Below are 18,677 nucleotides of genomic sequence, written 5' to 3'. Positions count from 1 at the left end.
ACGCTAGAATTCCCCCCATGACAGTGACCGACATTGCGAGCCGGACCTACAATCACAGCTGGCGGCTGGATCCCATCATCCGCAGCCTGCTGGATACCGACTTTTACAAGCTATTGATGTTGCAGATGATTCGGGAATCGTACCCGAATCAGCAGGTGACCTTCTCGGTCATCAACCGCTCGCGGCATGTCCGGCTCGCCGAGATCATCGACGAGGGCGAGCTGCGCGCCCAGCTCGACCACGCCCGCACCATTCGCTTCGGCAAGAAGGAGCTGATCTGGCTTGCCGGTAACACCTTCTACGGCAAGACCCACATGTTCTCGGCGGACTTCATTCGCTGGCTGGCCGAATTCCGCCTGCCCGAATACGAGTTGCGCAAGGTCGAAGGTCAATACGAGCTGCATTTCCATGGGCCTTGGACCCACACCACGATGTGGGAGATTCCCGCACTCGCGATCCTCAACGAATTACGCTCGCGCGCCGCGATGAAGGGCCGCGGCCGCTTCGAGCTCGACGTGCTCTATGCCCGGGCCAAGGCCAAGCTGTGGACCAAGGTGGAGCGGCTGCGCAAGCTGGAGGGCCTCCGGTTGTCCGACTTCGGCACCCGCCGTCGCCACGGCTTCCTCTGGCAGCGCTGGTGCGTCGAGGCGGTGAAGGAAGGCCTCGGCCCATCCTTCATCGGCACCTCGAACGTGCTGCTCGCGATGGACAATGATCTCGAAGCGATCGGCACCAATGCGCATGAGCTGCCGATGGTCGCGGCCGCGCTCGCCAGGGACGACGAGGAGTTGCGATGGGCGCCCTATCGCATCCTCGACCAGTGGCGCCAAACCTATGGCGGCAACCTCCTGATCGCACTGCCCGACGCCTTCGGCACCAAGGCCTTCCTGCGCGATGCGCCGGAATGGGTCGCCGACTGGACCGGCTTCCGCCCCGACAGCGCGCCGCCGATCCAGGCCGGCGAAGAAATCATCAAGTGGTGGGAGCAGAAGGGCCGCAATCCCAAGGACAAGCTGCTGGTGTTCTCCGACGCGATGGACGTGGGCTCGATCGAGGAGACCTATCAGCATTTCGGTGGCCGGGTGCGTCTGTCCTTCGGCTGGGGCACCAACCTCACCAATGATTTCGTCGGCTGCCCGCCGGACGCCTCGATCAATCTCGACCCGATCTCGATCGTTTGCAAAGTGTCGTCTGTCGACGGCCACCCGGCGGTCAAGCTCTCCGACAATCCGGAGAAGGCAACCGGCATGCCCTCCGAGATCGAGCGTTATTTGCGCGTGTTCGGCGATGTCGGCCGGGTGCGCAAGCCGGTGCTGGTCTAGCACCGGACCAAACTCTCTCGATAGGTAACCCGCGCAGGACGAATGCGAGGCATTGGTTTGCAGTTGCCGCGCCGGTTCCGGTTTGTCGGCATTTGCAACGATCTGCACACATCCACTTCACGACGCCTTCACCCTCCGATGCAGTCCCCTGCGGAATTGAGGTCGAGTTAAGCAACCTTGTCCTCTACTTGGCGTTGCAGGCGCAACGCTCCACAGGGGTTCGTTGATCGATTTGGGGAACGCAGGTGTTTCGCAGGACAACGTCGTCGACGAAGGGAGGCAGCTTCCTTCACGTCATCAAGCTCGTCTCGCCTTTCGTCATGGTCGTCGTGCTCCAGGCGGCGATTGCGGGATTCAGCCTCGAGGTGATGTCATCGGTCCGCGCCTATGTCGCGGGCGAAGCGCTGTGGTCGCGCTCGCAGAAGAACGCCGTCTATTTCCTCAATCTTTATCTGCATTCGGGCGAGCCGAACCAGTTCGCGCAATACCAGGCTTCACTCTCCGTTCCCATCGGCGACGAGTTCGCGCGCTGGGCGCTCGAGCGCGATCCGGTTGACGTCGAGGCCGCCCGCATCGGCTTCCTGCAAGGCGGCAATCATCCCGATGACGTTCCGGGATTGATCTGGCTGTTTCGCTATTTCAGCCGCGTCAGCTTCCTCCAGGAAGCGATCAGCGAGTGGGCTGCTACCGATCCCATGCTGCTGGAGCTGAGCGTCTTCGGCGAGGTCATCCGGTCCGAGCTGGAGAAGGGCCCTGTTCAGGACAGCGGCCGCCTGCGCTTCCTGTCGTCGCGGCTCTCGGAGCTCAACACCCAGTTCACGGTGCATGCCAATCGCTTCTCCACCGTCCTCGGCGAAGGCTCCCGCGCGATCAAGGTGACGCTGACCTGCATCAACATCGTCACCGCCGCGACGCTGATCCTGCTGCTGATCTGGCATACGCGGCGATTGGTGCTGCAACGACATGCAATCGAGGATGCCTTGCACGCCGAGAAGGAACGTCTGGCCTGGCAGGCATCGCACGATTGGCTGACCGGCTTGTCCAACCGCCGCGCCTTCGAGGCGCGACTGCAAGGCGAGCTGGACACGACCGCGGCGGGACCGCTGGTCCTGATCCTGCTGGACCTCGACCAGTTCAAGAACGTCAATGACAGTTGCGGCCATCTCGCCGGCGACCGCCTGCTTTGCCAGGTCTCGCGCCTGCTGCAACAGGACCGGCGGCCACACGACCTGGTGGCCCGGCTCGGCGGCGACGAATTCGGCCTGATCCTGCCGCACTGCCCGCCCTCGCATGCCGTCGATATCGCCGAACGGCTGCGGCGATCGCTCGAGCTGTTCAGCTTCGCCTGGGACGACCGTTGCTTCGCGGTGACCGCCAGCATCGGCGTTGCCTGCATCTCCGGCGGCAAGACCACGCTCGAGGACGCGATGCGGCGTGCGGATACCGCCTGCTATCGCGCCAAGGAGAGGGGCCGCAACCGGGTTCAGGTCGAGAGTGCGAAAGCCGACGTCGTCGTTGTCGCAGCCCGGCCGCGCGAGGCTGCCCGCGCCTGACGCTGCTCGCCCCTCTCACCGTCGAGGCAGAATCCCGAGACCCGCAAGATGCGCGTCGAGGAATTGTTCGATCTGCTGGCGCAGCATCTGAGGTGGCACCGCCACCATGCGCTCTTCGAGACCGAGCGAGATGATCCCGTGCACCGCCGAAAACAGCGTGCGCGACAACAGTGCGATCTTGACGTCATCCGCATCGGGCAACAGCCGCACCAGAGGTGGATGCATCAAGGCGAAAGCATCCATCACCATCTGCAGGATATCATCGGGATAAGGACGGTCGTCCTCCATCCGATGCTCGAACAGCGAGCGCAGCAGGTTGGCGTGCTCGGCGAAGAATTCGAGGTAGGTCGCGGCGAGCCCGTAGAGCTGGCGAACGGGATCCTCGGCCGGAACCTGGCCAAGCCGCATCGTCAGCGCCTGAACGGTCTCCCGGTTGACCGTCAGGATCACCCCGTCGAAGTCGCCAAACTCGTTATAGACGCTGCCAACCGAGCAGCCGGCGGCCTCCGCAACGTCCCGAACCTTCAGCGATCTCAGGCCCTTAGCCGCAATGATACTGCGGGCGATCTCCACGACCTGGAGCCGCCGGCGATATTTTTTTCGGTCCCGCAGCGATTCTTCTTGAACATTGTTCATTTTCAAGCTACTCACATGAACATTGTTCAATTTAACCTGGAGACCTGCAAAATGCAAACGCTCGCTGTTGATATCGCCTTCACCTTCATCGACGACGCCGCATCCCTCGTGACCGGATTGGGCCGCGCTATCCTGCGGCTCGCGATGACGCCGATCGATCGCATCGCGAATGCCTGCGACATTGCCGGTGTACTGAGCGAGCGCCGCGCGACCTTCCGGATGTGGCGGGCCAACCGCGCCCGTGCCCGCCAAGAGGGCCGCCGCTTCAGCCTTATCGGCCACCTCTCGCCCTTCCGCCGCCTCTCCCAACTCACCTGAGGCGGGAGCAGCCGGCACGTTTGGGTCACCTCGAATGCAATATCAGGTTGCAAGAAAGGACTTACCATGTCCCGACATTCGAAGCCGATGCCGCGACCTTCGGCGATGCGGTTCAGGTTTTCCTCACCGCCCGCGGCGATATCCCGGCGGGCGCGGTCCCCTACCGGAGCTCGACAGGCCGTAACCGAACCATTGCGAACCAAACCACACCGTGCGGAGACCAACAGGATCGGAAGGTAAGCGCGCAGAGCAGGCCGGGGCGACCGTCAACCCGCAATTGCCCGTCGCATATCCTCTGGACCCGACGTCCAACCGACAATGAAACTATCTCAGGCTGCCTTCCAAAACAGGACTGGTCATGATCAGGGAATTGATGTCGTCACGCCGCTTCGCGCCGCTGTTCTGGGCGCAGTTCTTTTCGGCACTCAATGACAACGTGCTCAAGAACGCACTCGTCATCATCCTGCTTTACAGTGCCGCGACCGGCCACGGCGATGCGCTGGTGACTGTCGCAGGCGCCGTCTTCATCTTCCCTTATTTCATCCTGTCCGGGCTCGGCGGCCAGCTCGCCGACAAATACGTCAAGTCCGTCGTCGCGCGGCGGCTCAAATTCGCCGAGATCTTCGCCGCGGCCTTTGCCGCCGCTGGCTTCTTCCTGCATTCGGTGCCGCTGTTGTTCGCAGCGCTCGCGCTGTTCGGCATCATCGCCGCCCTGTTCGGCCCCGTGAAATACGCGATGCTGCCGGATCAGCTCGAACTCGGAGAGCTTGCGAGCGGCAATGCGCTGGTCGAAGGCGCGACCTTCATGGCCATCCTGCTCGGCACCGTCGCCGGCGGCCAGTTCGTGGCCGGTTCCGCGCATATGGGCTGGGTCGCATCGGCCGTTGTCGTGCTGGCCCTGCTGTCATGGGCCTTCGCCTCCCGCATCCCCGCGACGACGCCGTCTGCACCCGACCTGCCCGTCAACGCCAATCCCTGGACCTCGACGCTCGGCCTGTTGAAGACGCTGCACGCCGACCACCGGCTATGGGACGGCACCGTGATCGTCTCCTGGTTCTGGCTGGTCGGCGCGATCGTGCTGTCGCTGCTGCCGGCGCTGGTCAAGGACGTCGTCGGCGGTACCGAGGGCGTGGTGACGCTGTGTCTTGCGATCTTCGCAATCGGCATCGCCATCGGCTCGCTGTTCGCAGCAAGCCTCAGCCACGTTCGCCCGAACCTCGCACTGGTGCCGATCGGCGCCATCATCATGGGGTTTGCGGGCCTCGATCTCGCCTGGGCGATCGGTGTGACCGCCAAGGGTCAAGACATCACCGCCGCCGACTTCGCAACCTCGTTCGCGGGCCTGCGCATGCTGGTCGACTTCGTCGCCTTCGCATTCGGCGGCGGGTTGTTCGTCGTTCCCTCCTTCGCCGCGGTCCAGGCCTGGTCGGCAGCATCCGAGCGCGCCCGCATCATCGCCGCCGGCAATGTGCTGCAGGCGGCCTTCATGGTGGCCGGCTCGCTGTTCGTCGCGCTGCTGCAGGCGGCGGGCCTCCATATCGGCTGGATCTTCTTCGGCCTCGGCGTCGCCAGCTTCGGCGCGGTGTGGTTCGTGCTCACGAAGTGGGGCAAGGAAGGCGTGCGCGATTTCGGCGGACTGCTGTTCCGCGCCCTCTTCCGCACCGAGGTTCGCGGCCTAGAAAACCTGCCGCCTCCGGGCACCCGGATGCTGATCGCGCCCAACCATGTCAGCCTGATCGACGGCCCGCTGCTGCACGCCGTGTTGCCGATCGACGCGAGCTTCGCGGTCGACACCGGCATCGCCAAGGCCTGGTGGGCCAAGCCGTTTCTGCGCGTGGTCAAGCACTACACCATGGACCCGACCAAGCCGCTGGCCGCGCGCGACCTGATCAAGCTCGTCGCCGCCGGAGAACCGGTGGTCATCTTCCCGGAAGGACGCATCACCGTCTCCGGCTCGCTGATGAAGGTCTATGACGGCACCGCGATGATCGCAGACAAGGCCGACGCGGTGGTCGTGCCGGTGCGCATCGAAGGCGCGCAGCGCTCGCATCTCAGCTACCTCAACAGCAGCCAGATCAAGCGCACGTGGTTTCCGCGGGTAACGGTGACGATCCTGCCGCCGGTCAAGCTGCCGGTCGATCCGGCGCTGAAGGGCAAGACGCGCCGCAATGCCGCCGGCGCCGCGCTCCAGGACGTGATGATCGACGCCCTCGTGAAGAACGCCATGCTCGATCACACGCTGTTCGAGGCGCTCGGACATGCCTATCGCGACCGCGACACCGGCAAGGTCATCGTCGAGGACGCGCTCGGCACCAAGCTGACCTATCGCAAGCTGATTCTCGGCGCGCAGGTCTTGAGCCGGAAGCTCGAGAACGGCACCGCGGTCGGCGAGAATGTCGGCGTGCTGCTGCCGAACTCCGCGGGCGTCGCCGTCGTCTTCATGGCGCTGCAGAACATCGGCCGGGTGCCGGCGATGCTCAACTTCTCGGCGGGCCCGGTCAACGTGCTCGCCGCCATGAAGGCCGCGCAGGTCAGGACCGTGCTGACGTCCAAGGCCTTCATCGAGAAGGGCAAGCTCGACAAGCTGATGGCTGCGATCTCCGCCGAGGCGCGCGTGGTCTATCTCGAGGACGTCCGCGCCTCGATCAGCACGGCCGACAAGATCAAGGGCCTGCTCGCAGGCACCGCGCCGCGCGTCACCCGCCAGGCCAGCGATCCGGCCGTGGTGCTGTTCACGTCGGGTTCGGAAGGCACGCCCAAGGGCGTGGTGTTGTCCCACCGCAACATCCTCGCCAACGCGGCGCAGGCTTTGGCGCGGGTCGATGCCAACGCCAATGACAAGGTGTTCAACGTGCTGCCGGTGTTCCACTCGTTCGGGCTCACGGGCGGCATGATGATGCCGCTGCTCGCGGGCATTCCGATCTACATGTATCCCTCGCCGCTGCACTACCGGATCGTGCCCGAGCTGATCTACCAGACCGGCGCCACGATCCTGTTCGGCACCGACACGTTCCTTGCCGGCTACGCCCGCTCGGCGCATGCCTATGACTTCCGCACCCTGCGCCTGGTGATCGCCGGCGCCGAGGCGGTCAAGGATAGGACGCGGCAGGTGTTCATGGAGCGTTACGGCATCCGCATCCTCGAAGGCTATGGCGTCACCGAGACGGCGCCGGTGCTGGCGATGAACACGCCGATGGCCAATCGCCCCGGCACCGTTGGCCGGCTGTCGCCGCTGATGGAAAGCCGCCTCGATCCGGTCCCCGGCATCGAGGAAGGTGGACGCCTCTCGGTGCGCGGACCGAACGTGATGCTCGGCTATCTGCGGGCCGAAAATCCCGGCGTGCTCGAAGTGCTCGCGGAGGGCTGGCACGACACCGGCGACATCGTCGCGATCGACGCGGCCGGCTTCATCACCATCAAGGGCCGCGCCAAGCGCTTCGCCAAGATCGCAGGCGAAATGGTCTCGCTGTCCGCGGTCGAGACCATCGCGACGACCCTGTGGCCGCACGCCGCATCGATTGCCGTGTCGATCCCGGACCCGCGCAAGGGCGAGCGCATCGTGCTGCTGACGACGGAAAAGGCCGCCGAGCGCAGTGCGATGCAGGGCCAGGCCAAGGCCATCGGCGCATCCGAACTGGCCGTGCCCGCGGCGATCATGGTGGTCGACAAGGTGCCGTTGCTCGGCACCGGCAAGACCGACTACGTCACGGCAACGACGATGGCCCGCGAGCAGGCGTCCGCGCCGGAGCGCGAGGTGGCGTAAGACCCAGCCCAAGGCTGTCGCACCGGCGGTTGGTCGGCGCGACAGCGTGGTGCCGCTCAAAGCTACGTAGCCTGCCCCTCAAGAGCCAGGGCCATCGCATATGTGAGCGATTTCTCCGCAGCCATCCTTCGAGACGCCCGCCGTTGGCGGGCCCTCAGGATGATGACCGAGTGTGCGGCCTTCGTTTCGACGAGTACCGATACCACTTAGCCTCATGCTGAGGCGACCACGAAGCGGTCGTCTCGAAGGACGAGGCGCGCGCTGTGATCGCGCAAAATGCCATATGCGATTGCCGCCCCTCAAGAGCCGGCTTCGCTGCGACGCTCCTGTGCATAGCGAACCAGTGCCGCGAAGCGGTAGATGCCGTGCACGAACTTGCCGTAGGGCATGGTGATGAACAGCGCGAACACCGCGCCGAGATGCAGTGCCAGCAGCGGCCCCATCGCGGCGGTTTCCCGCAACAGCAGGAGCAGCATGCCGGTGAAGCCGGTCAGGAACAGCATGGCGATGAAGCCAACATCCATGCCGTAGCGCTGCTCGTCAAGCAGCTCCGGTGCGTGGCGCGATTTCGCGATGAACAATCCGATCGGCCCGATGATCAGACCGAGGCCGCCGAGCGTGCCGAGCACCACGGGCAGATCCCACCACGGATACGGCGCCTCGCGGCTAAGGAGATAGTGATAGAGCGTGGCGACTGACGTCGCGGCAAAGCACAGCAGGAAGCCGTAGAAGGTCAAATGATGGAAAAGCTTGCGCCGGTCGGTCGGCTTGTCGTCCTCGTTGTAGCAGCCGACGCCGCCGCCATGGAGATAGCGCAGCTCGCCGGCATCGCGGATCGCCTGGACAATCGAGCCGCCGTCGGCGCGGCCGCCGATCGGCGTACCGATGTCGCGCCAGAACGCGCGCACGCTCATGACCAGCGCGAGGATCGCATAGAGAAAGGCGGCGCTGAACAATGCGGCCATCGCGTTGTGCGGCATCAGTCTGTAGAACGCGCCGGGACCGGCGTGCACGCCGAACAGCACGCTGTGGTCATTGAGAGCAGCAAAGCCGAGGATGAAGGCCGCCATGCTGAGCGCGGCGACGATGCTGATGACGAGGCCGTTGCGCGCGAAGGCGCCCGAAAGTGCATGCGGCCAGGCATAGGCTGCATAGGACTCGGCGCGCGCGACCGCCAGCGTCTTTGGGACGTTGACGTTGAACTCGTGCGGCGGCGAGAACTGGCAGTCGACATAGCAGGCGCCACAGGAATGGCATAGGTTTGCGAGATAGTTGAGGTCGCCGTCCGAGAACGCACGGCGCATCTCCATGGCGGGAAACACCGCGCAGAGCCCCTCGCAGTAGCGGCAGGAATTGCAGACCGTCATCAGACGGTCGGCCTCGTCCAAAATTCTAGTTCCGTGCATGTTTCGCCGCTTCCCGTCCTGCGATCCGTCCGAACACGCTGCCGATCGTCATGCCCATGCCGGCGGCATAACCCTTGCCGAGCACGTTGCCGGCCATGATCTCGCCAGCCGCGAACATGTTGGCCGACGGCTTGCCGTCCGCCATCAGCAGCCGCGCCTCCTTGGTGACGCGGGTGCCGAGATAGGTGAAGGTGATGCCGGGCCGCACCGGATAGGCGAGATAAGGCGGCGTTTCGATTTTGCGCGCCCAATGCGTCTTTTGCGGCGTGATGCCCTCGGTGCGGCAGTCGTCGAGAATGGTGTGGTCGAAGGTGCCGGGCCGCACCGCCGCGTTGAACTCGGTGACGGTCTTTTCCAGCGCGGCTGGATCGAGCTGCAGCTTGCCGGCAAGCTCGGCCACCGTCTGCCCGGCGATCGGCGGGAACAGCGTCGGCATGAACGAGGTGACCACGGTCGAATCAAAAATGATGTAGGCGATCTGGTCGGGCTGCGCCGCGACCAGCCGGCCCCAGATCGCGTAGCGCTTCGGCCAGATGTCCTCGCCCTCGTCGTAGAACCGCTGCGAATGCTTGTTGACGACGATGCCGAACACGACCGAGTCGTGGCGCGTGATGATGCCACCGTCGAATTTCGGCGCACGGGCATCGATCGCCACCGCGTGGCACTGGGTGGGATCGCCGACCTCCTGCACGCCCTTGTCGAGCAGCATCTTCAGGATCGAGCCGCGATTATAGGGCGTACCGCGGATCAGGAAATTGTCGGCAGCCTCGCCCCAATATTGCTTGAGCCATTCGATGTTGGCCTCGAAACCGCCGGCCGCGGCGACCAGTGACGTCGCGCGGATCTCGGTCTCGCCCTTGACGGGCCGCTCGAGGCGCGCGGCGAGGAACATGCCGTCCTCGATCACGAGCTCGGTGACTTCGGCATCATATTCGACGTCGACGCCCAGCCGCTCGGCGGTCAGATACAGCGCATTCAGCATCGCGCGCCCGCCACCGAGGAAGAACGAGTTGGTGCGGCCGAGACTCAGCGTGCCGCCGAGCGAGGGCTGCCAGCGCACGCCCTGCTCCACGATCCAGTTCAGGATATCCTTGGACTCGCGGATCATGTGGCGGGCGAGCATCTCGTCGGTCTGTCCGCCGGTGACACGCAGCAGATCCTCCCAGAATTCCTCCTCGGTATACGGACCTGTGAGAATTTCGGTCGCCGCGTCATGAGCGCAGCGCATGTTGCGGGTGTGGCGGGTGTTGCCGCCGCGATAGAACTTTGGCGCGCCTTCGAGCACGAGGACGGAGGCGCCGCCACGCCGCGCAGCGATCGCCGCGCACAGCGCCGCATTGCCACCGCCGATCACCAGCACGTCGTATTTGCTGCTCATGCCGTGTACCCGGAGCGACGAAGTTAGAGACATTCTGCCCGACGGCAGCCTCGCCCACTCCGGACCGCCATTGCGCACCTTTGTATACAAGAATATACAGTAAGGGAGCAAGCGGCATCTCTGCATGGGCAGGATGCGCCTCGAGGGACCATGGCCAGACGCCCGGCAAAGACAGGCGGCTCGATCGCGCGCGGCGGCGGCGTGGCGCTCGGCGAAGCCGTGTTCCGTTCGCTCTGCGAGGCGCTGCAAGCCGGTAGCTACCGCGCCGGCGATCGCCTGCGCGAGGAGGAGGTCGCCCAGCGACTGAAGGTCAGCCGCACGCCGGTGCGGGAGGCGCTCGGCCGGCTCGCCGCGCGTGGTTTCGTCGAGCCGGCCGGCGGCCGCGGCGTGATCGTGCGCAACCTCGACATTTCAGAAGTGGTCGAGCTTTACGCCATGCGCGAGATCATGGAAGGCGCGGCCGCGCGCCTGGCCGCCGAGCATGCCTCGACGACGGAGATCGATGCACTCAGGGATATCGAACAGTCTTTTGTTGAATCCTCCGCGACCGACGCGGCCGAGATGGCGCGGCTCAACCGCGCCTTCCACGAAGCCGTCTGCCGCGCCGCGCGCAACCGCTATCTCGACAACGCCTCCCGCGAATTGCAGGACTGGATCGCGCTGCTCGGTCCCACCACCTTCACGGTGACGGGACGCCCATCGACCAGCCACAGCGAGCACCAAATCATCATCGAGGCCATCGCCGCGCGCGACGGCGACAAGGCCGAGCAGCTCGCGCGCGCGCATATCCGCGAGGCGTTACGCTGCCGTCTCAAGCTGTTGCAGAAGCAGTAGAACGCAACGCTCAGGCGATCAAGTCTGCGGCAACCGCGTTCGACACGTCCCGCACATCACCCGGCTTGAGCCGCACCTGCAGTCCGCGCTGACCGCCATTGACATACACATACTCGTGCGCGAGCGCGATCTGCTCGATCACGACGGGCACCGGTTTCCGCTGCCCGAACGGACTGATGCCGCCGACCTTGAAGCCGGTGAGGCGCTCGGCCTCCGGCGGCTTCATCATTTGCGCGGACTTGCCGCCGACAGCAGCGGCGAGCTTCTTCATCGACACTTCCTGGTCGGACGGAACGATGATGCAGACCGGCTTGCCGTCGACCAGGGCTATCAGCGTCTTCAACACGCGCGCGGGATCCTCAGCCAGGGCAGCCGCCGCCTGGAGGCCGATGCTCTCGGCGTCGGGATCGTAGTCGTAAGCGTGAACGGTGAAGGCGACACCGGCGGCTGTGAGCGCGCGTGTGGCGGGGGTGACTTTCGACATGGATTACGTTTACCACCGTCGTTGCGAGCGGCGAAGCCGGCGCTGTTGGTGATCATGCATTGATGCAGGTGTTTTGACCGACGCCGCAAGTCGTTTCGGCAAGACCGAAAATTCCTCAAGCCTTTCAACCCCTCGCCTACTGTGCATGGGGTTGTTTTTCGCGAATTGCTACTCCGCCGCGTCCCGCATCTCCGCGCGCTCGGCTCTCGCCGCGCAGAACTTGAACTCCGGGATCTTGCCGAACGGATCGAGCGCCGGATTGGTCAGCAGGTTCGCCGCCGCCTCCGCGTAGCAGAACGGCATGAACACCATGTTCTCGGGCACGTCGCGGTCGGAGCGGACCTTGACCTCGACCGCGCCACGGCGGGTCTCCAGGCGAATGAAATCGCCGGGCGCCAGCTTCTTCCTGTGCATGTCCTTTGGCGACATGAACGCAACCGCCTCGGGCTCGATCTGGTCGAGCACCTGGGCGCGGCGCGTCATCGAGCCGGTGTGCCAGTGCTCGAGCACGCGGCCGGTCGAGAGCACCATCGGATATTCGTCGTCGGGGATCTCGTCCGGCGGGATGACGTGAGCCGGCACGATCTTGCCGCGCCCGCTCGCGGTCGGGAATCCGGTCGTGAAGATGATCTCGTTGCCCGGCTTGTCCGGATCGTCCGCCGGATAGGTCACGGCACCTTCGCGCACCAGCCGTTCCCAGCTGATGTTCTTGAGCGACGGCATGAGCTCTGCCATCTCGGTGTAGACATCGCCGGGGCCGGCATAATTCCACGGCAGGCCCATGCGCTTGCCGATCTCCTGGATGATCCAGAGATCCTGCCGCGCATCGCCCGGTGGCTTGATCACCTGGCGCGCGAGCTGCACGCGGCGATCGGTGTTGGTGAAGGAGCCTTCCTTCTCGGCAAAGGCCGAGGCCGGCAGGATGACGTCGGCGTGGAATGCGGTCTCGGTGACGAAGAGGTCCTGCACCACGAGGTGATCGAGCATGGCGAGCGCCTGGCGCGCATGCTGCAGATCGGGGTCGGACATCGCCGGATTCTCACCCTCGATATACATGCCCTTGATCTCGCCGGCGTGGATCGCATTCATGATCTCGACCACGGTCAGGCCGCGGACGGGATCGAGGTCTTGGCCCCACAGCTTCTCGAAGGCCCCGCGCAAATCGTCGCGACCGACCGGCTGATAGTCCGGCAGGAACATCGGGATCAGGCCGGCGTCGGACGCGCCCTGCACGTTGTTCTGTCCGCGCAGCGGATGCAGGCCGGTGCCGGGACGGCCGACCTGGCCGGTGATCAGCGCCAGCGCGATCAGGCAGCGCGCATTGTCGGTGCCGTGAACGTGCTGGCTGATGCCCATGCCCCAGAAGATGATCGACGATTTTGCGCGCGCATAGGTACGCGCCACCTCGCGCAGGGTTTGCGCCGGGACGCCGCAGATCGGCTCCATCTTCTCCGGCGTGAACTCCTTGATCTTCTCCTTGAGATCCTCGAAGCCTTCGGTGTAGCCGGCGATGTACTGATCGTCCGTCAGGCCTTCTGTGATGATCGTGTTGATCATCGCGTTCAGCATGGCGACGTCGGAGCCGGGCTTGAATTGCAGATGCTTGGTGGCATGACGCGACAGCGTCTGCCGGCGCGGATCCATCACGAACAGCTTGGCGCCATTCTGCTTGACCGCGTTCTTGATGAAGGTCGCGGCGACCGGATGATTCACGGTCGGATTGGCGCCGATCACGATGATGACCTCGGCGTCCATCGCCGCCGAGAACGGCGCCGACACCGCACCGGAGCTCAGGCCCTCGAACAGCGCGGCGACCGACGAGGCGTGGCACAGACGGGTGCAATGGTCGACATTGTTCGAACCGAAGCCGGTGCGTACCAGCTTCTGGAACAGATAGGCCTCCTCGTTCGAGCCCTTGGCCGAGCCGAAGCCCGCCAGCGCCTTCACGCCGTTGGTGTCGCGGATCTTGACCAGGCCCTTGGCGGCGATGTCGAGCGCTTCCTCCCAGCTCGCTTCACGGAAATGCGTGAAAGGATTGGCCGGATCGACCTGGTCGTTGGAATCCTTCTTCGCATTCGGCAGCCGCACCAGCGGCTTGGTCAGGCGATGCGGATGGTGGATGTAGTCGAAGCCGAAACGGCCCTTCACACAGAGACGATTGTGATTGGCGGGGCCGTCGCGGCCCTCGGCGTAGATCACCTTCTCGTCCTTGACCTCGTAGGTCACCTGGCAGCCGACGCCGCAGAACGGGCAGAGCGAATCCACCTTCTTGTCGGCATAGGTGACGCGCGTCTGCGCCTCGTCCAGCATCACGGCCGGCATCAGCGCGCCGGTCGGACAGGCCTGCACGCATTCGCCGCAGGCAACGCAGGTGGATTCGCCCATGGGATCGTCGAAGTCGAACACGATCTTCGAGCCATGACTGCGATAGGCCATGCCGATGACGTCGTTGACCTGCACCTCGCGGCAGGCGCGCACGCAGAGGCCGCACTGGATGCAGGCATCGAGATTGACGCGCATCGCCGGATGGCTGGCATCGGTCGCCCAGCGCTCGGCGGCAGGGAAGCGGCTCTCGGTGACGCCAGTGGTCTCGGCCCAGTGCCAGAATTTGGATTCCGGATCATGCGAGGTCTCGCGCGCCGGCTGGTCGGCGACGAGCAGCTCCATCACAATCTTTTGCGCCGCGACCGCACGGTGGCTTTCGGACTTCACCTTCATGCCGACCGACGGCGTGCGCTTGCAGGAGGCCGCAAGCACGCGCTCGCCCTCGATCTCCACCATGCAGGCGCGGCAATTGCCGTCGGGGCGATAGTCCGGCGCCGGCGAATAGCACAGATGGGGAATCTCCCGGCCCTGGCGTTTTGCGACTTGCCAGATCGTCTCGCCGGGACTGGCCTCGACCTGCTTGCCGTCAAGCTCGAACGTAATCTTCGTCATTCGGCCGCTTCCTTGAACTCGTCAGGGAAATATTTGATCACGGTGGCAAGCGGATTCGATGCCGCCTGTCCGAGCCCGCAGATCGAGGCATCACGCATCGCCTGGCTCAATTCCTCCAGCAAGGCGCGGTTCCAGACCGGCTGCTGCATCAGCAGCGCCGCCTTCTGGGTTCCGACGCGGCATGGCGTGCACTGGCCGCAGCTTTCGTCCTCGAAGAACTTCATCAGGTTCAGCGCCGCCGCCCGCACGCTGTCCTTCTGCGACAGGATCACGATCGCGGCCGAGCCGATAAAGCAGCCGTATTTCTCCAGCGTGCCGAAATCGAGCGGGATGTCGTCCATCGACGCCGGCAGGATGCCGCCGGACGCGCCGCCCGGCAGATAAGCATAGAACTGATGGCCGTCGGCCATGCCGCCGCAATATTCGTCGATCAACTCGCGCACGGTGATGCCTGCGGGCGCGAGCTTCATGCCCGGCGTCTTGACGCGGCCTGACACCGAGAAGCTGCGCAGGCCATGACGCTCGTGCCGCCCATGGCCCTTCCACCAGTCAGCGCCCTTCTCGACGATGTCGCGCACCCACCACAGCGTCTCGATGTTGTTGATCAACGTCGGCAGTCCGAACAGGCCGACCTGAAACGGGTAAGGCGGCTTGTGCCGGGGCAGGCCGCGCTTGCCCTCGATGCTTTCCAGCAGCGAAGATTCCTCGCCGCAGATATAGGCACCGGCGCCGCGGCGCATGTGCAACGTCGGGCCGCCCGCGGGCAGCTTCGCGAGCTCGCGCTCGAGGATTTCGCGCGATGCCGGATATTCATCGCGCAGGTAGATGTAGACGTCGGAGGCCTGCACCACATGCGCGCCGATCAGCATGCCCTCGAGAAAGCGATGCGGATCGCTTTCGAGATAGACGCGATCCTTGAACGTGCCGGGCTCGCCCTCGTCGCCGTTGATCGCCATCAACCGCGGCCCGGGCTCGCCCAGCACCGCGCGCCATTTGCGCCCCGTCGGGAAGCCGGCGCCGCCGAGCCCGCGCAGCGAGGCGTCGTCGAGCGCCTTCAGCAGATCATCCTTCGACAGTTCGCCGGAGCGCACGCGATCGAGCAGCTTGTAGCCGCCGCCGGCGACATAGGCGTCGTAGTCGATATATTTGGGCAGATGCGCGTGGGTGTCGCCGGCCTTCGCGGCGGCCATCACATTTGCGACCGTCGCATGATCGACGAAGTTGTGGCCGACCTCGGCCGCCGGCGCGGTATCGCAGCGCCCGACGCAGGGCGCGCGGACGACACGGATGCCGGGACCCGACGCGCTCTGCAGATCCTCGAGCAGCTTCTCGCCGCCGAGCATCGCGCAAGTCAGCGAATCGCAGACGCGGATCGTCAGCGGCGCGATATCGGGCTCGCCTTCCTTCACGATATCGAAATGCGCGTAGAACGTCGCGGTCTCGAACACCTCGGCGAAGGCGAGATTCATCTCGTCGGCAAGCGCGGCAAGATGCGCGGCCGAGATCTGGTGATATTTGTCCTGGATCAGATGGAGATATTCGATCAGGAGATCGCGCCGCCGCGACCGGTCGCCGAGCAGCTGCTCGATCTCGTGCGCGGCGGTGGGATCGACCTGCCGCCCCTTGGGCGTGGCCTTGGCTCGCTTCCGTCCCTCGCCCGGATGCTCGAACGAGCGGACCTCATGCACGTCGTGGTTCATCGATGAGTCTCGTAAACCTTCTTTAGAACATGTCCAAGTCTAGCTTTTGGCATACCAGATGCCAAGCGAATTCATCCGTTCCGATAAGCATTTAAGGGGCATGCGGCCCAACAAGCCTCACGCCCCCCTACGCAAACTGATCGTGGAACCGGCTCAGGTCTTGTTCATGCACTCTTCGATGTAGAACCAGCGATCGTCGCCGGCGAGGCCCTTGGCTTTCACGTCGGCACGGCAGGCCTTGAGCTTTGGCTTGTTGGCCGCCCACTTCGCCTTCATGTCCTTCAGCTTCTGCATGGTGAGCTTGATCTTGCCAGGCTTGGCCTCGGTCGTCGCGGCTGGTGCGGTGGTCGCAGGTGCCGCCGCGGTTTGCGCGGACGCGGCATGAAGGCTTGCGGCCAGCAGCATGGCGGCAAGGCAGATACGGGTGCGAAGCATAGGAATCCCCCTAGGTCCCATTCTCATTGATCAGCAAGGCGAACACCGCGGGAAGCTGGCGTCAGCCTCCCGCGGGTGGTGGGTTTGCGGTCAGAGGATTTTAACCGCGCTCTCGAGCGTCTTATACACGCCCCACGCCATGGGAACGCCGACGACGAGCCAGAAAATCGCAGCCTTGGCGTCGAGGCCGCCAGTGCCGATTCCGAACGAACCCGTCTGGACAACATTGGCGCCGGCGTTCGCCGCCTGCAACTTCGCGACCTCCGCCTCGCTCATGTACCATTTCGAAGCGACCGGCTTGATCAGGTAGTTGCAGATGATGCCCGCAATCAGCATCGCGCAGAGAATGTACATAGTCGTATTGTATAGCTGGTCACGCGGCACACCCGCCGCGAGCTGGAACTCGCGGATGTAGTTGACCACAACGGGGCCGATGATGCCCGCGGTGGACCACGCCGTCAGCAGCCGGCCGTGGATGGCGCCGACGAACTGGGTCCCGAACATATCGGCGAGATAGGCCGGCACGGTCGCGAAGCCCCCGCCATACATCGACAGGATGACGCCGAAGCCGAGCACGAACAGCAGCTTCGAGCCCATCGCCGCAAAGGTCGGCGCCAGCGCGTAGAGCACGATGCCGAGGATGAAGAACGTATAGTAGGTGTTCTTGCGGCCGATATAGTCCGACAGCGACGCCCAGAAGAAGCGACCGCCGATGTTAAACAATGACAGCAGGCCCGCGAAGCCCGCCGCGATGCCGGCGATGACCGTCTTCTGATCGACCGAGAGCTGACTAAAGGTGAGCTCCGGATGGCCGATCAGCTTTCCGGCGAAGATTTCCTGCAACATCGGAGAGGCCATGCCGATCACACCGATGCCGGCAGACACGTTCAAGCACAGCACCCACCAGATCAGCCAGAACTGCGGCGTCTTGTGCGCGTTGTCCAGGTGAACGTGATGCTCGGAGATCATCGTTTTCTTCTCGCTCGGCGGCGTCCAGCCCTCGGGCTTCCAGCCCGCCGGCGTCACGCGGTAGGCGAACGCGCCGATGGTCATGAAGAAGAAATAGACCACGCCCATGACGACGAAGGCCTGCCACACGCCGACCTCGGTCGATGTCTTGAAGTAGTTGATCAGGAGATTGGCAAACGGTGCGCCGATCATAGCGCCGCCGCCGAAGCCCATGATCGCCATGCCGGTCGCCATGCCGCGGCGATCGGGGAACCATTTGATCAGCGTCGACACCGGCGAGATGTAACCGAGACCAAGGCCGATGCCGCCGATCACGCCGGAGCCGAGCCACATGATCCAGAGCTGATGCAGATAGATGCCGATGGCGCCGAGAATGAGACCGCCGCACCAGCAGATCGCCGCGACGAAGCCGGCCTTGCGCGGACCGACCCGCTCGAGCCAGCCGCCCCAAACAGCGGCCGCAACGCCGAGCACGACGAAGAATAGGGTGAACATCCAGCCGAGGCTCGCGACCTTCCAGTCGCAAGTGGTGGTGAAGAGCTCCTGCCACAGCGACATGTCCGGACAGGCCTTCGGCGCGGTGATGCCGATCGCGCGCGAGAGCGGCAACCAGAACACCGAGAAGCCGTAAGCCATGCCGATGCACAAATGGATGCATAGCGCCGCAGGCGGCACCAGCCAGCGATTGAAGCCGGCCCTCGCAATCGTCCGCTCACGATCAAGAAAGCCGGCGCCAGCGCCTGAAATCGTTCCAGCGCTCTCAATAGTAGCCATACAGTCCTCCCCTAAGCCGCCCTTCTGAGCAGCCTGCCACTAAGATCCTGATCCTCAGCCATCCGCGGTGCAGCCAGCTGTCCCTGCTGCCCCCGCACAATCATCCGACGCGCACCAGGATCGTCACGCGCCTCCGAAAAGTTAACCCCTCGAGCGGGGCTCTATGCC

General features: G+C 64.5%; 13 protein-coding genes. 5 read left to right on the top strand and 8 right to left on the bottom strand.

The features are described 5' to 3' along the window. Window positions 1-17 precede the first annotated feature (17 nt). Complete coding sequence (gene pncB, locus NR187_RS31920) at window positions 18-1,322, top strand: nicotinate phosphoribosyltransferase (protein ID WP_256809052.1); 1,305 nt, start codon at window positions 18-20, stop codon at window positions 1,320-1,322. A gap of 245 nt (window positions 1,323-1,567) precedes the next feature. Further along, window positions 1,568-2,875 (top strand): GGDEF domain-containing protein, encoded by a 1,308-nt coding sequence (locus NR187_RS31915; protein WP_211381825.1) that lies wholly within the window; start codon window positions 1,568-1,570, stop codon window positions 2,873-2,875. A 15-nt stretch (window positions 2,876-2,890) separates the two neighbouring features. On the opposite strand, the gene NR187_RS31910 is transcribed toward NR187_RS31915, so the two are convergent. Next, complete coding sequence (locus NR187_RS31910; protein WP_256809096.1) at window positions 2,891-3,511, bottom strand: TetR/AcrR family transcriptional regulator; 621 nt, start codon at window positions 3,509-3,511, stop codon at window positions 2,891-2,893. A 51-nt stretch (window positions 3,512-3,562) separates the two neighbouring features. Here NR187_RS31910 and NR187_RS34930 point away from each other — a divergent pair, with 51 nt between their 5' ends. Both NR187_RS34930 and NR187_RS31905 read left to right on the top strand, forming a co-directional pair. After that, window positions 3,563-3,829: a hypothetical protein gene (locus NR187_RS34930; RefSeq protein WP_306235818.1), complete on the top strand. Its 267-nt coding sequence runs from the start codon at window positions 3,563-3,565 to the stop codon at window positions 3,827-3,829. A 358-nt stretch (window positions 3,830-4,187) separates the two neighbouring features. After that, the gene (locus NR187_RS31905) at window positions 4,188-7,592 is read left to right on the top strand and encodes an acyl-[ACP]--phospholipid O-acyltransferase (RefSeq protein WP_211381824.1); all 3,405 of its coding nucleotides are present in this window, start codon (window positions 4,188-4,190) and stop codon (window positions 7,590-7,592) included. Window positions 7,593-7,891: 299 nt separating this feature from the next. Here the strand turns inward: NR187_RS31905 and tcuB are convergent, their stop codons facing one another. Then, a complete protein-coding gene (gene tcuB, locus NR187_RS31900) occupies window positions 7,892-8,998 on the bottom strand; it encodes a tricarballylate utilization 4Fe-4S protein TcuB (protein ID WP_211381823.1) in 1,107 nt (368 codons plus the stop codon). Then, window positions 8,985-10,376, bottom strand: a complete 1,392-nt coding sequence (gene tcuA, locus NR187_RS31895; protein ID WP_211381822.1) for an FAD-dependent tricarballylate dehydrogenase TcuA — start codon at window positions 10,374-10,376, stop codon at window positions 8,985-8,987. Before tcuA ends, tcuB begins: the two co-directional genes overlap by 14 nt. A gap of 150 nt (window positions 10,377-10,526) precedes the next feature. Here tcuA and NR187_RS31890 point away from each other — a divergent pair, with 150 nt between their 5' ends. Further along, entirely contained in the window at window positions 10,527-11,210 is a 684-nt protein-coding gene (locus tag NR187_RS31890; RefSeq protein WP_211381821.1) for a GntR family transcriptional regulator, read from the top strand. Window positions 11,211-11,220: 10 nt separating this feature from the next. On the opposite strand, the gene ybaK is transcribed toward NR187_RS31890, so the two are convergent. From ybaK to NR187_RS31865, 5 genes are all read right to left on the bottom strand, one after another. Beyond that, the gene (gene ybaK, locus NR187_RS31885) at window positions 11,221-11,694 is read right to left on the bottom strand and encodes a Cys-tRNA(Pro) deacylase (RefSeq protein ID WP_211381820.1); all 474 of its coding nucleotides are present in this window, start codon (window positions 11,692-11,694) and stop codon (window positions 11,221-11,223) included. Window positions 11,695-11,862: 168 nt separating this feature from the next. After that, window positions 11,863-14,631: a formate dehydrogenase subunit alpha gene (fdhF, locus tag NR187_RS31880; RefSeq protein WP_256809050.1), complete on the bottom strand. Its 2,769-nt coding sequence runs from the start codon at window positions 14,629-14,631 to the stop codon at window positions 11,863-11,865. Then, window positions 14,628-16,331: an NADH-ubiquinone oxidoreductase-F iron-sulfur binding region domain-containing protein gene (locus NR187_RS31875; RefSeq protein WP_211381818.1), complete on the bottom strand. Its 1,704-nt coding sequence runs from the start codon at window positions 16,329-16,331 to the stop codon at window positions 14,628-14,630. Before NR187_RS31875 ends, fdhF begins: the two co-directional genes overlap by 4 nt. 153 nt (window positions 16,332-16,484) lie before the next feature. Next, window positions 16,485-16,766, bottom strand: coding sequence for a hypothetical protein (locus tag NR187_RS31870; RefSeq protein WP_211381817.1), 282 nt, complete (start codon window positions 16,764-16,766; stop codon window positions 16,485-16,487). Window positions 16,767-16,856: 90 nt separating this feature from the next. Further along, window positions 16,857-18,509 (bottom strand): OFA family MFS transporter, encoded by a 1,653-nt coding sequence (locus tag NR187_RS31865; RefSeq protein WP_211381816.1) that lies wholly within the window; start codon window positions 18,507-18,509, stop codon window positions 16,857-16,859. Between the last annotated feature and the right edge of the window lie 168 nt (window positions 18,510-18,677).

Origin of the sequence: Bradyrhizobium sp. Bra64, assembly GCF_024519875.1 — a bacterium.
GTDB lineage: Bacteria > Pseudomonadota > Alphaproteobacteria > Rhizobiales > Xanthobacteraceae > Bradyrhizobium > Bradyrhizobium japonicum_G.
The sequence above is the reverse complement of the archived record's forward strand: the minus strand, read 5'-3'. Positions and strand labels throughout refer to the sequence as shown.